A 14209-nucleotide genomic window follows, 5' to 3' on the forward strand; every position below is an offset into this window, starting at 1 on the left:
TTATACTCGTTTCATGGAATAGTTACTACTGCTATATCCTATCTTCCGCACCACAGTACTATTCGCGCGAAGGGGTTTTCCGCATGACCGAATCCGATACCCGCTCCGGCCTTTACCTCGTCTTTGTCTGCACCGGAAATATCTGCCGCTCCCCCATGGCAGAAATCATTGTGCGCGATGAAATGGAAAAGGACATGCTAGACCTCGTCGCCACCGTAGATTCCTGCGGCCTAGGCGGCTGGCATGTGGGCCAGGGCGCAGATGAGCGCGCGATTGCCGAGCTTCGCCGCGGCGGCCACGATGGCGGTTCCCACCGCGCGTCCAAGCTAGGCGCCGAGCACATGGACGCTGATCTTTTCATTGCTATGGACAAGGGCCACCGCGAAGCCCTCATTGAGCACGGCATCGACCCGGCCAAGATTCGCCTGATGCGCAGCTTCGACCCCAGCTCCCCGGAGGACGCAGACGTGGCAGACCCCTATTACGGTTCCACAGCGGATTTTGAAACCACGCGCAAGAATATCGAGGCCGCCGTGCCTGGCCTGCTGGATTGGATTCGCGCTAACCGCGACTAAACTAGGCCCCATGCTAAAGACGTTCCTTAAGCCGGGTTGGGTTCTACTGCTGCTGTTCGTCGTGGCCTTTTCCTACCTTGCTTTTACCGTCCTTGCCCCGTGGCAGCTGGGCAAAGACGATGACATTGTGGAACGCAACGAGCTCATCACCCACGCCTATGAGGCTGACCCCCAGCCGGTGGAAGACCTCGTGGATGACCACGGCGCCATCAAGGACGATGAGTGGTCCCGCGCCACCCTGCACGGCCATTACCTGCCGCAGGATGAGGTGCTGCTGCGCCTGCGCCCGGTCGATTCCGGTCCGTCCTACCAATCCCTGGTGCCCTTCCGCACCGATTCCGGCCTGACCATCCTGGTCAACCGCGGCTGGGTCAAGGCCGGCGAGGCCAACGCCGTGCCTGATATCCCTGCTGCTCCCTCTGGCGAGACCACACTTACCGGCATGATCCGCGCCGACGAGGCCGAGCACCAGTCCGCCCCCATTAAGCAGGAGGGCTACCAGCAGGTCTACTCCATCCATACGGAGCAGATTGCCTCGCTTATCGACGCCCCCTTGGCCCACGACTACATCCAACTCTCCGCCGACCAGCCCGGCGTGCTCAACGCCATGCCGATCCCGCAGCTCGACCGCGGCAACCACCTCTCCTACGGCTACCAGTGGATTGCCTTCGGCATCATGGCCCCGCTGGGCTTGGGCTACTTCGTGTGGTCCGAAATCCGTGAGCGTCGCCGCCTGCGCGAGGAGGAAGCAGCCCTCTCCGCCCTCGATGCCGATGCCTCAACTCCATCCGAGCCCGCGGACGCCTCCAGTGCAAGCTCCGCACCGGTAGAAGCCCCGTCCCCCGCGACCTCCCGGCGCGACGCCCACGCGGCCGCTGACGACGCCACCGATACCGCCCCAGCCGTTCCCGCCGCGTCCTCCTCGCATGCCGCCAGCCGCCGCAATCGCTCGCGCTACGGCGACTCCAAGCCGGATCACTACGCCAAGCTGAACAAGCGCCGCCGCGAGCGCTACTAGGGCCTCTGCCTGCCTAGGCTATTTCTTGAACATCCGCCCAGGCCCCGAATCAGCCACGTTAATGCGTTATGCCCTCCCCTCTTGGGGCATAACGTGGCCACAAGTTGGCTATCGAGGCTTTAACTCCTTAACGCTGCCAGCCACCTAAGCCCACCAACACAAAATGTCGTTTAACTCGACACGCCGCAAAACAACACAAGCTGTCGTTTAGGCCTCGGATGTCGTGGGGGTTAAGGGTCAGAAAGTGTGTCTGGAAACGGGGATTTTTAGGCTCTGACCTTTGAGTTAACGTCAAATATACGCTTTGGGAGCATATATCTGGCCTTGGGACGCTAAAACCCCGGTGTGGCTGCCAATCTGTGGTAGAAGACGGTCGTTCGACCACACTGCTACTGCGGTGAAGATACAAAATGCAACAAATCGGACAGCCGAAGCTTCGACCGATGGCGGTTTTAACCAGGTGGCTCTCCGCCATCAAGATTCACTCCCGATGCCCGTTACCTTGTGAGTGTCCCCGATAATGGGGATAGTCGCTGGTCCCGGTATGGCTTACCTGCCCTGTAGTTTCCATAATCCGGGGGGTGTTGCCGCCGGGTGCCAGGACTTTCGATGACAGCTGATAGGGACACGGCCAGTTTTAAACTAGGTCTCTTTGTAACGTGGGTGCTTGCAACGAAGGTCATGACACCAGCGACTGGAACAACGCCATACCCATCTCGTTTTCTAGGAGCTCATCATGTCTCCGGAGCATTCCATCGACATATTCCTTGGGTTAGACGTCGGCAAATCTGAACACCACGCCTGCGCCTTAGACCGTGATGGCAACAAGGTCTTCGACAAACCGTTGCCTCAACTCGAATCCGAACTAGCAGGCGTTTTTCACCAGCTTCAGAAGCTTGGCACCGTGCTCGTGATCGTCGACCAACCCAACACCATCGGCGCACTACCGATTGCTGTAGCCCGGGACTGCGGTTGCGAAGTCGGATACCTGCCAGGTCTTGCGATGCGCAAAGCTGCAGATCTCTATCCGGGACGTGCAAAAACAGACAAACGCGACGCATTCATCATCGCCGACACCGCCCGCACAATGCCCCACACGCTACGTGCCGTCGACCGCAATGATGAGGTACTCTCCGCCCTAAAGATGCTGTCCGGCTTCGATGATGACATCGCCCGCGATTGCACTCGCACTGTCAATCGGCTTCGCAGTGTCCTCACCCAGATCTACCCCAGCCTGGAACGAGTTTTTGCTGGTAGCACCCTGACTCGCACGCCGATCCTGGAATTATTGATCCATTACAAGGGACCGCAGGGGCTAAAAAGAGCCGGATACCAACGAGTGTTGAACTGGATGATCAAGCGCACACGTAAAGACCCCACCCCGCTGGTAGACGACATTTTTACAGCGCTGAAAGCTCAAACAGTCACCGTGCCTGGAAGCGATGCCGCCGAGTTAGTAATTCCTCAACTGGCTGCAAACATCCAGGCCCTCAAAGAGCAACGAAACACCATTGCTGAGCAGGTTGAAGAGATGCTCGCTGATTTCCCTCTTTGTGAGGTCTTGATGAGTATGCCCGGAGTCGGCATCAAGACCGCAGCGCAGATCCTTCTTGCGATCGGTGATGGCTCCGACTTCGCTAGTGCTGGCCACTTAGCTGCTTATGCTGGAATAGCACCCGTGACTAGACGATCCGGTTCGTCGATCAGAGGTGAATTCCCGGCACGGTCAGGCAATAAACGACTGAAAAACGCCTTGTTCTACTCCGCATTCGCAGTTATCCGCAGCCACGAACCGTCACGGCGGTATTACGAACGCAAACGCGCTGAAGGAAAACGCCACAACGCAGCAGTCATCTGCCTGGCACGACGCCGATGCAATGTCATCTACGCGATGCTGAAAAACAAGGAGTTCTTCCGCGAAATCCCGCCACGCCCCGTCGCCGCATAAAGCCCCAAAGACGAAGCCGACCAGCACACGCTGGCCGGCTCCTAGGCACGCCTAAGAAACTACTCCCAAGACTGTGCTCGTCAACATCGGTCTGGCACTTGACAAAAACATAGGGACACCCCCAACACCACCCCACCCCAAAGTTCAATACATTGAATTTGGTGATTCATTGAACTGAACGCTATTCTTGGCTGCCATGAGTATTAGCGTCCAGAACTTGAGCGTGAGCTACGGCGCGAACACCGCGATTCGGAACATCAGCTTCACCCTCGACTCCCCCGGCATGCACGGCATCATCGGCCCCAACGGCTCAGGCAAATCCACCCTCATGAAGGCGATGCTCCAGATCCTGGACAAACACAACGTCCACGGCACAGGCCCCACCGGCGCCCCTGCCGGCTACCCCGTCACCCTCGACGGCAAGGCCCCCGCCGAGCAGCGCCGCGCAATCGCTTATATCGAGCAGCGCTCTGACCTCGACCGCAACTTCCCCACCAGCGTCTTCGACACCGTCCTGATGGGCACTTACCCGCGCCTGGGTCTTTTCCACCGCCCCGGCAAGGCCGAACGCGAAGCAGCCACCCAGGCTCTCAAGGACGTCGACATGTGGGACTTTCGCCACCGCCACATCAGCGAACTCTCGGGCGGACAGTTCCAGCGCGTCCTCTTTGCCCGCGCCATCGTCCAGGACGCGGAGTACATCTTCCTGGACGAGCCCTTCGTCGGCATCGACGTCCCCAGCGAGAAGACGATCGTGACCCTGCTGCGGCAGATGGCGGACGCGGGCAAGCACGTCGTCGTCGTGCACCACGACATGAACACGGTGCGCGGCTACTACAACGACCTCATCGTCCTCAACGGCGAGCTCGTCGCGGCGGGTCCCACCGAGGAGGTCTTCGTCCCCGACGTGCTGCAGAAGGCCTTCGGCGCGCTCGTCATCCGCGAGCCGTCAGCACCAGCCCACCCCACGCCACGGCAGGCAGCCCTCCAGGAGGAGACAGCATGATCGCGGAGTTCCTCGACTCACTACTCAGCCACGGCTACCTGCAAAACGCGCTGATCACCTCGGTGATCGTGGGCGTGGCCTGCGGCATCGTCGGCAGCTTCATCGTGCTGCGCGGCATGGCCCTGATCGGCGACGCCATCTCGCACGCCGTACTACCGGGGGTCGCGGCCTCCTACCTGCTCGGCACGAACCTCTTCCTCGGGGCGGTGGTCGCGGGTCTACTCGCCACACTGGCGATCGGGCTGATCGGCGAACGCTCCACTGTGAAGAACGATTCGGCGATCGGCATCGTCTTTTCCACCTTCTTCGCGATCGGCGTGCTGCTCATGGCGAAAGCGCAGACGGCGACGGATCTGACGGAGATCCTCTTCGGCAACGTCCTGACCGTTCAGGACGCCGACCGCAACCTCTCGATCGGTATTGCCGCTGCCGTGCTGATTCTCACGCTGGTCTTTTACAAGGAGCTCAAGCTCAGCACCTTCGACCCCGTCATGGCGCAGTCGGCTGGCGTGCCCGTGCGGGCAATCCACTACGGGCTGATGGTGGTGCTCACGCTGGTGACGGTCATTTCCCTGCAGACGGTGGGCGTGATCCTGGTGGTCTCCCTGCTGATTACTCCGGCGTCGGCGGCGTACCTGCTGACGAACCGGCTGGGAGTGATGATCGGGCTTTCAGTGGCGATCTCGGCGCTCAGCTCCGTAGTGGGGCTGTTCCTGAGCTATAGCTACAACGTGTCCTCCGGCGTGACGATCGTGCTGACCGCCAGCGCGCTGTTCCTGCTGGCTTTCCTCTTCGCGCCAGGCAAGGGACTGATTGCTCGCTCGCTGGGCAATAAGCCACTGGCCGCGCTGTTGGCCCTCCTGGTGGGCGGTGCCCTCGTGTTCGGGGCCGTGACCTTCTCGACGGAGGAGAAGGCAGACGGTGAGCAGCTGAACGTCGTCACCACCTTCACGCTGCTGGCGGACCTGGTGGAGGAGATCGGCGGCGAGGCGGTGGACGTCCATAACCTCGTGCCGACCGGCACGGACCCGCACGACTACGACCCCCTGCCCGCGGACCTGGATGCGACGAGCGACGCCGACCTGCTGTTCTACAACGGGCTGAACCTCGAGGGCGGTGAGCACGGCTGGCTCGCGAAACTGAAAAACACCGCGGGCCTGGACGATTCCCAGATGGTCGAGGCCACCAAGGGCGTGGAACCGAAGTACCTCAAGGACGAAAAGGGCAACCAGGAGATCAACCCGCACGCCTTCCTGGACCCGACCGTCGGCATCGCGATGGCCGAGAACGTGACCGCGGCGCTGGCCGAGGCCCTGCCCGAGCGTGCCGAGCACATCGAGGAGAAGGGGGCGGAGTACAAGGCCATGCTGGAGAGCATCGACGCCGACTACCGCGAGCAGATCGGTGCGCTGCCGAAGGAGGATCGTGTGCTCGTGGCCAGTGAACATGCCTTCCAATACATGGTCGACACCTACGGCATGGAGCAGCTGTATATCTGGCAGATCGACACGGATGAAAACGGCTCCCCCGCGCAGATCGGACACCTCGTGCGCCAGCTGAAGGACAAGCGCCCGAAGCACCTGTTCGTGGAGTCGAACGTGGATACGCGCCCCATGAAGACCGTCTCGAAGGAGGCCGGGATTCCGATCTTCGACGAGCCACTGCACTCCGATGAGCTCGGCAAGCCGGGCACGGTCGCGGGAACCTACGAGGATTTCCTGCGCAGCAACTTGAAGACCATGATCGCGGGGCTGAAGCGCTAAAACGCGAATGCTCGAGGCCCACATGCGTTGGGCTTCCCCGGTCGCATTCCCGTTACCTTGTGAGTGTCCCCGATAATGGGGATAGTCGCTGGTCCCGGTATGGCTTACCTGCCCTGTAGTTTCCATAATCCGGGGGGTGTTGCCGCCGGGTGCCAGGACTTTCGATGACAGCTGATAGGGACACGGCCAGTTTTAAACTAGGTCTCTTTGTAACGTGGGTGCTTGCAACGAAGGTCATGACACCAGCGACTGGAACAACGCCATACCCATCTCGTTTTCTAGGAGCTCATCATGTCTCCGGAGCATTCCATCGACATATTCCTTGGGTTAGACGTCGGCAAATCTGAACACCACGCCTGCGCCTTAGACCGTGATGGCAACAAGGTCTTCGACAAACCGTTGCCTCAACTCGAATCCGAACTAGCAGGCGTTTTTCACCAGCTTCAGAAGCTTGGCACCGTGCTCGTGATCGTCGACCAACCCAACACCATCGGCGCACTACCGATTGCTGTAGCCCGGGACTGCGGTTGCGAAGTCGGATACCTGCCAGGTCTTGCGATGCGCAAAGCTGCAGATCTCTATCCGGGACGTGCAAAAACAGACAAACGCGACGCATTCATCATCGCCGACACCGCCCGCACAATGCCCCACACGCTACGTGCCGTCGACCGCAATGATGAGGTACTCTCCGCCCTAAAGATGCTGTCCGGCTTCGATGATGACATCGCCCGCGATTGCACTCGCACTGTCAATCGGCTTCGCAGTGTCCTCACCCAGATCTACCCCAGCCTGGAACGAGTTTTTGCTGGTAGCACCCTGACTCGCACGCCGATCCTGGAATTATTGATCCATTACAAGGGACCGCAGGGGCTAAAAAGAGCCGGATACCAACGAGTGTTGAACTGGATGATCAAGCGCACACGTAAAGACCCCACCCCGCTGGTAGACGACATTTTTACAGCGCTGAAAGCTCAAACAGTCACCGTGCCTGGAAGCGATGCCGCCGAGTTAGTAATTCCTCAACTGGCTGCAAACATCCAGGCCCTCAAAGAGCAACGAAACACCATTGCTGAGCAGGTTGAAGAGATGCTCGCTGATTTCCCTCTTTGTGAGGTCTTGATGAGTATGCCCGGAGTCGGCATCAAGACCGCAGCGCAGATCCTTCTTGCGATCGGTGATGGCTCCGACTTCGCTAGTGCTGGCCACTTAGCTGCTTATGCTGGAATAGCACCCGTGACTAGACGATCCGGTTCGTCGATCAGAGGTGAATTCCCGGCACGGTCAGGCAATAAACGACTGAAAAACGCCTTGTTCTACTCCGCATTCGCAGTTATCCGCAGCCACGAACCGTCACGGCGGTATTACGAACGCAAACGCGCTGAAGGAAAACGCCACAACGCAGCAGTCATCTGCCTGGCACGACGCCGATGCAATGTCATCTACGCGATGCTGAAAAACAAGGAGTTCTTCCGCGAAATCCCGCCACGCCCCGTCGCCGCATAAAGCCCCAAAGACGAAGCCGACCAGCACACGCTGGCCGGCTCCTAGGCACGCCTAAGAAACTACTCCCAAGACTGTGCTCGTCAACATCGGTCTGGCACTTGACAAAAACATAGGGACACCCCCCAATGCAGCAGTATTTGCCCAGCCCATCGCCTGCTGCGCTGCGCCGACAACCTGAACGGAACTAGCTCAAAGAATTGGCTCTAGTGCCGCGCACGTTGGGACGGTTGCGTAGTAGAAGCTGCCTAGCCGGTGTTTCCTAGCGCACCGTCGGCCGTACTGATTATCCCAACGACTAGGACTTCACTTACACCGTCTACGCCCAGTCAGCCGGCCTGGAAGCTGGCAAATCTAACCCCCACCGACACGCCGAACCAGACACACATTTTGACCCTTAACCCCACATTTTGACCCTTAACCCTGTCGTGGCGTTGTCGTGGGTATATGAAAGAGCCCCTTTCCGATTTCTCGAAAAGGGGCTCTGACCTTGTGCGGCCTGAGGGGATCGAACCCCCGACCTATTGGGTGTAAACCAATTGCTCTTCCAGCTGAGCTAAAGCCGCATGCGCTCTTGCGCTGTTAGAAACAGTAGCGCAGGTTGCTAAAGCAACACAAATCGGCAGGTAAAGCCCTACTTCTTGGTGTAGCCGCGCTGCACCAAGCACGAGCCTTGCCACTCGCCTAGGCGCTCCGCCTTGGTCTGCACTAGGCCTGCCAGCTGAGCGGACTCAGAGATGAGCCCAGGCTCTACGGTTCCCGGCTTGCCGGCACCTGGAGTAAGCAGCCAGACTGCACCGTTATCGGCCAGCGGGCGGCTCGCGTCCACCAGTCCATCCACAAGGTCGCCGTCTTCTTCGCGCCACCAAAGAAGGACTACATCGCACAGCTCGTCATTTTCTTCTTCCAAGAAGTCATCGCCGAGCACGGCCTCGATCGATTCAGAGATTGCGGTATCGCAATCCTCGTCCCAACCAAGCTCCAGGGCGATTTGCCCTTCCTTGATTCCGAGCTTGACTGCAGCGTCAGCCACTATGCATTTCCTTCCTATTTTAGTGAATGTCTGGTCCGCGTATCGCCCGCATCCTGCGGGTAAATCGCGGCTTAATAGAAGCATTTTAACGTCCACCGGCCCCTTTTACCCGCCTAAGGGCCGCAATTCCCCCATTTTGCAGGCCCTGCCACCAACGCAGCTGGCTCCACAGAGTTAGCAAACTACCCTCTTTTACCCCAACAAACTTTGCAAAGGTACTGGTTATGGCAATGTAACGTACCGCACGTCCCCTTAAGTCGGACTTCACAACGACTGTGGATCTGTGAGCGCGTATCCTAGTAGGCAAACTGTGCAGACCCTTAAATAGGAGGTTTAAATGGCCGAGAAGGACGCCCACCAGGGCGACTCCAACTTCCCCCTCATCCGCGACGGCGTTGCATCGTATCTTCACGATAATGATCCAGAAGAGACCCGCGAGTGGATGGACTCCCTCGATGGTCTGCTGGACCACTCCGATCCGGAGCGCGCACGCTACTTGATGCTGCGCCTGCTCGAGCGCGCTACTGCGAAGCGCGTTGAGGTGCCGTCGTTGACGTCTACGGACTTCGTCAACACCATCCCCACCACCATGGAGCCGGAGTTCCCAGGTGATGAGGAGCTGGAGAAGCGCTACCGCCGCTGGATCCGCTGGAACGCAGCCATCATGGTGCACCGCGCACAGCGCCCGGGCATTGGCGTGGGCGGCCACATCTCCACCTACGCAGGCGCTGCCCCGCTATACGAGGTCGGCCTGAACCACTTCTTCAAGGGCAAGGACGATCCTTCGGGCGGCGACCAGGTCTTCTTCCAAGGCCACGCTTCCCCCGGAATGTACGCGCGCGCATACATGGAAGGCCGCCTGACCGAAAAGGATCTGGACGGCTTCCGCCAAGAGGTCTCCCGCGGTGAGGGCGAGGGCCTGCCGTCCTACCCGCACCCGCGTCTAATGCCATGGTTCTGGGAATTCCCCACCGTGTCCATGGGCTTGGGCCCGATTAACGCTATCTACCAGGCACGCTTTAATAAGTACCTGGAGACCCGCGGCATCAAGGACACCTCCAAGCAGCACGTATGGGCTTTCTTGGGCGATGGCGAGATGGACGAGCCAGAATCCCGCGGTTTGCTGCAGATCGCATCCCTCTACGAGCTGGATAACCTCACCTTCGTGGTCAACTGCAACCTGCAGCGCCTTGACGGCCCGGTTCGCGGCAATACCCAGATCATCCAGGAGCTGGAGTCTTTCTTCCGCGGTGCTGGCTGGGAGGTCATCAAGGTTATTTGGGGCCGCGGCTGGGATAAGCTGCTGGAAAAGGACACCGAGGGTGCCCTCGTCAACGTCATGAACACCACCTCCGACGGTGACTACCAGACCTTTAAGGCGAATGATGGCGCCTATGTGCGTGAGCACTTCTTCGGCCGCGATGAGCGCACGGCCAAGCTGGTAGAAGACATGTCCGATGATGAGATTTGGGCACTGCGCCGTGGCGGCCACGATTACCGCAAGGTCTACGCTGCCTACGCTCGCGCGCTGGAGAACAAGGGCACCGGCAAGCCAACCGTCATCCTGGCGCACACCATTAAGGGCTACGGCTTGGGCCACAACTTCGAGGGCCGCAACGCTACCCACCAGATGAAGAAGCTGACCCTGGATGATCTGAAGCGCTTCCGCGATAAGCAGGAGATTCCGTTCTCCGATGCGGAGCTGGAGAAGGATCCGTACCTGCCGCCGTACTACCACCCGGGCAAGGATTCCCCGGAGATCAAGTACATGCTGGAGCGTCGTAAAGAGCTCGGCGGCTTCCTGCCGGAGCGCCGTGAGGACTTCACCCCGCTTGAGGCACCTGCGCTGGATAAGCTGCGCTCCGTGCGCAAGGGCTCCGGCAAGCAGGAAGTAGCCACCACCATGGCCCTGGTGCGCACCTTCAAGGAGATCATGCGCAACAAGGAGCTGGGCAAGCGCGTTGTGCCGATCATTCCGGACGAGGCCCGCACCTTTGGTATGGACTCCTGGTTCCCCACCATGAAGATCTGGAACCCACGCGGCCAGAACTACGTGCCGGTTGACCATGACTTGATGCTGTCCTACCGCGAGGCTACCGACGGCCAGATCATGCACGAGGGCATTTCTGAGGCCGGCGCCGCTGCCTCCTTCACCGCGGCAGCTACGTCCTATGCCACCCAGGGCGAGGCCATGATTCCGCTGTACATCTTCTACTCGATGTTCGGCTTCCAGCGCACCGGCGATGCCTTCTGGGCGGCTGGTGACCAGATGGGCCGCGGCTTCATTATCGGCGCTACCGCCGGCCGCACCACCCTGACCGGTGAGGGCCTGCAGCACATGGACGGCCACTCCCCTGTCCTGGCCGCTACCAACCCGGCCGTGGTTTCTTATGACCCGGCCTTCGGCTACGAGGTGGCGCACCTGGTCACCCGCGGTATTGAGCGCATGTACGGCAAGGACCATGAGGCCATCATGTACTACCTCACCGTCTACAACGAGCCGGTGCACCAGCCGGCCGAGCCGGAGGACTTGGACGTGGAGGGCCTGCACAAGGGCATCTACCACTTCAACACCGCTGAGGGCGGCTCCATTGCTGCCAATATCTTGGCTTCCGGCGTGGGCGTGCACGAGGCGCTGCGCGCGCAGCAGCTGCTTGCCGACGACTTCGATGTCAAGGCCTCCATCTTCTCCGTCACCTCCTGGAACGAGCTGGCCCGCGACGGTGCCCGCCGCAACAAGGAGGCCCTGCGCAAGGGTGAGGAGCCGACCGAGGCATTTGCTACCTCCCAGCTCAAGGGCTACGAGGGCCCGTTCGTTGGCGTCTCTGACTTCACCACCGAGCTGCAGGAGCAGATCCGCCCGTACGTCCCAGGCACCTACATCACCTTGGGCGCGGATGGCTTCGGCTTCTCTGATACTCGCGAGGGCGCACGCCGCTACTTCAACATCGATGCCGAGTCCATCGTCGTCGCCGTACTCGATGGCCTGGCTCGCGAGGGCAAGATTGAGCGCTCCGTAGTGGAGAAGGCAGCCAAGGATCTCAAGCTGGATGATCCAACCGCTACCACCCACATCGAGGACTAATTCCCGCATTGGTGCGGGTTAGCCCCGCACCAAAACAAGTAAGGCGCCGCCGGCTTCCCGCCGCGGCGCCTTTTTACATGCCTCGAGAATGACCCTATCGAGCGGCCTGCCTATATCGCGTCGAGGACGCCGCCGAGGGCTGCGGAGATGGCCTCAGGGTCTTCGAGGATCACCATGTGCCCGGAGCCTTCCACCGTCTGCAAACTCGCGGCGGGCCAATTCTCACAGAGCACTTCGGATTGCGAACGCGGGGTGACGATATCGGCGGTGCCCACCACTACTTCACCGTGGAGCTTCGCCAGCCTTTCGGCGGCACCATACTCGGCGTGATCCAAAAGGTCATCGAAGAAACCGGAGTAGGAGGCCAAGGGGGTATCGAGAAGCATGGCAACGTGGAACTGCAGCTTCTCCATCTGGGGAAAGCCGGCTAGGGTCACGGCAAAAAGCGGGGCGATAAAGCGGGCAAGTTCAAAGCGGGCGTTATCGACGCGGCCGGGCAGGCGCAGGCACAGGCGGTAGAGCGCGTGCAGGGACTTGGATTGCAAAATCTGGGCCACGCCCTTGGCTGCAAAGCGGCGCATAGAGGTAGAAATCAGCAACGCGCCCTTGATGCGCTCATACACCTCGGCCGGAGCACGGCGGATGAGGTTCAAGGCAACCATGCCGCCCAGGGAATGACCCACGATGACCAAGTTGCCGCGGGGAGCGCGTTCGCGGATGACGGCTAGGACGTCGTCGGCAGCCGCGTCAACGGTGCACTCTCCTGGGGCGACCGTGGAGGACCGCCCATGCCCACGCAGGTCCACCAAGAGTGCGCGGGCATTGCGGCCGCGCAGGTAATTGGCCTGGTCATAATAGGCTTCTGAGGACAGGCAATAGCCGTGAATAAACACCACCGTCACCGGGGCGTCCTGCTGGCCTACTTCATACCAGGCGATGTCTAGGCCACCGTGGTCCACGGTGCCGGACGCGCTGATGTGGGTAAGCCCTGGCTCGGTAGAGGGATCATGCAATCCGCCATAAAGCTTTTCTAGCTCGGCGCGGTGCGAGGGGCGCAGGCGCTTGAGCCAACTACGCGCCACAACGGAAGAACGTTTTCTCAATGCCATAACGGGATCAATACTAGACTGGTGGGCATGGCAAACGACCTCAGTGCCCAATTGCAGGCAAAGTTCAATGCGAGTGCGCCGGACAAGGAGCCGGAGCGAGATACTCTCGGCCAGCTCATCGCACTCATCCACAAGGTCACCGGGACCGAGGAAGACATGGGCCGCGAGACCCGCCTGAAAGATATCGGGATAGAGTCGCTCGATCTGGTGGAGCTCACCGTGCGCGCGGAAGAGGCCTTCCAGGTGCGTTTTTCTGAGGAGACGATGCTCAACAGCGAAACCATCGGCGATATCGCCGAGTATGTGGAGGATAACCAATGATTTCTTATCTATCCGATATGGACGGCGTGCTCATCAAAGAAGGTGAGATGATCCCTGGCGCCGATAAATTTATCCAGGCACTTAAAGACAATGACATCGAGTACATGGTGCTGACCAATAACTCCATGTCTACCCCGCGGGACCTATCTGCACGCCTGCGCAATACTGGTCTAGACATTCCCGCTGAGCGCATCTGGACCTCCGCTACCGCTACCGCGAACTTTCTTTCCAGCCAGGTAAGCTCCAGCAAGGCCTACGTAGTGGGCGAATCCGGCCTGACCACCGCCATGCACGAGGCAGGCTGGATCCTTACCAACGATGACCCAGATTTCGTGGTGCTTGGTGAAACCCGCACTTATTCCTTTGAAGCCATCACCAACGCCATCAATCTCATTCGCAATGGCGCACGTTTTATCGCCACCAACCCGGATGTTACCGGCCCGGCTCCTGAGGGTGTACTGCCGGCCACCGGCGCCGTGGCGGCGCTGATTACCGCCGCCACCAACCGCGAGCCTTATTACGTGGGCAAGCCCAATCCGGTCATGATGCGCTCGGCGCTCAATCATATTGGTGCTCACTCGGAGCACACGGTCATGATTGGTGACCGCATGGATACCGACGTGAAGGCGGGCCTTGAGGCCGGTATGCGCACGGTATTGGTGCGCTCCGGTATCTCCGATGACCGAGAAATTTCCCGCTACCCGTACCGCCCTTCTGCCGTGCTGAAATCCGTGGCCGAACTGCCCGATAAGATCCTCGATCCGTTCGCAGAGGATAACTAAGCCGCGCTGCATGCTCACCGCAGCTCAAAGGGGCTGACCCAGCTTAGGCTGGCCAGCCCCTTTGTGCGT

General features: G+C 59.9%; 11 protein-coding genes and 1 tRNA gene. 9 read left to right on the forward strand and 3 right to left on the reverse strand.

The genetic code is table 11. The features are described from left to right. Positions 1-83 precede the first annotated feature (83 nt). From QP324_RS07240 to QP324_RS07265, 6 genes are all read left to right on the forward strand, one after another. Complete coding sequence (locus QP324_RS07240; protein ID WP_284815313.1) at positions 84-575, forward strand: low molecular weight protein-tyrosine-phosphatase; 492 nt, start codon at positions 84-86, stop codon at positions 573-575. Between the two features lie 10 nt (positions 576-585). Then, on the forward strand, positions 586-1593 hold the full coding sequence (locus tag QP324_RS07245) for an SURF1 family protein (RefSeq protein WP_284815315.1): 1008 nt from the start codon (positions 586-588) through the stop codon (positions 1591-1593). Between the two features lie 736 nt (positions 1594-2329). After that, positions 2330-3541 (forward strand): IS110 family transposase, encoded by a 1212-nt coding sequence (locus QP324_RS07250; protein ID WP_011273191.1) that lies wholly within the window; start codon positions 2330-2332, stop codon positions 3539-3541. 196 nt (positions 3542-3737) lie between these two features. Further along, on the forward strand, positions 3738-4547 hold the full coding sequence (locus QP324_RS07255; protein ID WP_035006260.1) for a metal ABC transporter ATP-binding protein: 810 nt from the start codon (positions 3738-3740) through the stop codon (positions 4545-4547). Further along, entirely contained in the window at positions 4544-6310 is a 1767-nt protein-coding gene (locus QP324_RS07260; RefSeq protein ID WP_225746661.1) for a metal ABC transporter solute-binding protein, Zn/Mn family, read from the forward strand. The genes QP324_RS07255 and QP324_RS07260 overlap by 4 nt, the downstream gene beginning before the upstream one ends. A 291-nt stretch (positions 6311-6601) precedes the next feature. After that, positions 6602-7813: an IS110 family transposase gene (locus QP324_RS07265; RefSeq protein WP_011273191.1), complete on the forward strand. Its 1212-nt coding sequence runs from the start codon at positions 6602-6604 to the stop codon at positions 7811-7813. 490 nt (positions 7814-8303) lie between these two features. Here the strand turns inward: QP324_RS07265 and QP324_RS07270 are convergent. Continuing rightward, positions 8304-8376: transfer RNA gene (locus QP324_RS07270), tRNA-Val, on the reverse strand. A 68-nt stretch (positions 8377-8444) separates the two neighbouring features. Beyond that, complete coding sequence (locus tag QP324_RS07275) at positions 8445-8843, reverse strand: DUF3052 domain-containing protein (protein ID WP_005324380.1); 399 nt, start codon at positions 8841-8843, stop codon at positions 8445-8447. 337 nt (positions 8844-9180) lie between these two features. Here QP324_RS07275 and aceE point away from each other — a divergent pair, with 337 nt between their 5' ends. Continuing rightward, complete coding sequence (aceE, locus tag QP324_RS07280; RefSeq protein ID WP_284765710.1) at positions 9181-11928, forward strand: pyruvate dehydrogenase (acetyl-transferring), homodimeric type; 2748 nt, start codon at positions 9181-9183, stop codon at positions 11926-11928. A gap of 110 nt (positions 11929-12038) precedes the next feature. Here aceE and QP324_RS07285 read toward each other — a convergent pair whose 3' ends face one another. Continuing rightward, entirely contained in the window at positions 12039-13037 is a 999-nt protein-coding gene (locus QP324_RS07285; RefSeq protein WP_284815317.1) for an alpha/beta fold hydrolase, read from the reverse strand. Between the two features lie 27 nt (positions 13038-13064). Between QP324_RS07285 and QP324_RS07290 the strand changes: the two genes are divergently transcribed. Next, positions 13065-13358 carry an acyl carrier protein gene (locus tag QP324_RS07290; RefSeq protein WP_284815319.1) on the forward strand — a complete coding sequence of 98 codons (294 nt, stop codon included), beginning with the start codon at positions 13065-13067 and terminating at the stop codon, positions 13356-13358. Beyond that, entirely contained in the window at positions 13355-14140 is a 786-nt protein-coding gene (locus QP324_RS07295) for an HAD-IIA family hydrolase (protein WP_049377740.1), read from the forward strand. Before QP324_RS07290 ends, QP324_RS07295 begins: the two co-directional genes overlap by 4 nt. Positions 14141-14209 lie beyond the last annotated feature (69 nt).

Origin of the sequence: Corynebacterium sp. UMB0012 (genome assembly GCF_030216265.1) — a bacterium.
Taxonomy (GTDB): Bacteria; Actinomycetota; Actinomycetes; order Mycobacteriales; family Mycobacteriaceae; genus Corynebacterium.

Coding starts and splice junctions, on each gene's coding strand:
- QP324_RS07240 (WP_284815313.1), top strand. CDS start 84: ATGACCGAATCCGATACCCGCTCCGGCCTTTACCTCGTCTTTGTCTGC.
- QP324_RS07260 (WP_225746661.1), top strand. CDS start 4,544: ATGATCGCGGAGTTCCTCGACTCACTACTCAGCCACGGCTACCTGCAA.
- QP324_RS07245 (WP_284815315.1), top strand. CDS start 586: ATGCTAAAGACGTTCCTTAAGCCGGGTTGGGTTCTACTGCTGCTGTTC.
- QP324_RS07255 (WP_035006260.1), top strand. CDS start 3,738: ATGAGTATTAGCGTCCAGAACTTGAGCGTGAGCTACGGCGCGAACACC.
- QP324_RS07265 (WP_011273191.1), top strand. CDS start 6,602: ATGTCTCCGGAGCATTCCATCGACATATTCCTTGGGTTAGACGTCGGC.
- aceE (WP_284765710.1), top strand. CDS start 9,181: ATGGCCGAGAAGGACGCCCACCAGGGCGACTCCAACTTCCCCCTCATC.
- QP324_RS07250 (WP_011273191.1), top strand. CDS start 2,330: ATGTCTCCGGAGCATTCCATCGACATATTCCTTGGGTTAGACGTCGGC.
- QP324_RS07285 (WP_284815317.1), bottom strand. CDS start 13,037: ATGGCATTGAGAAAACGTTCTTCCGTTGTGGCGCGTAGTTGGCTCAAG.
- QP324_RS07295 (WP_049377740.1), top strand. CDS start 13,355: ATGATTTCTTATCTATCCGATATGGACGGCGTGCTCATCAAAGAAGGT.
- QP324_RS07290 (WP_284815319.1), top strand. CDS start 13,065: ATGGCAAACGACCTCAGTGCCCAATTGCAGGCAAAGTTCAATGCGAGT.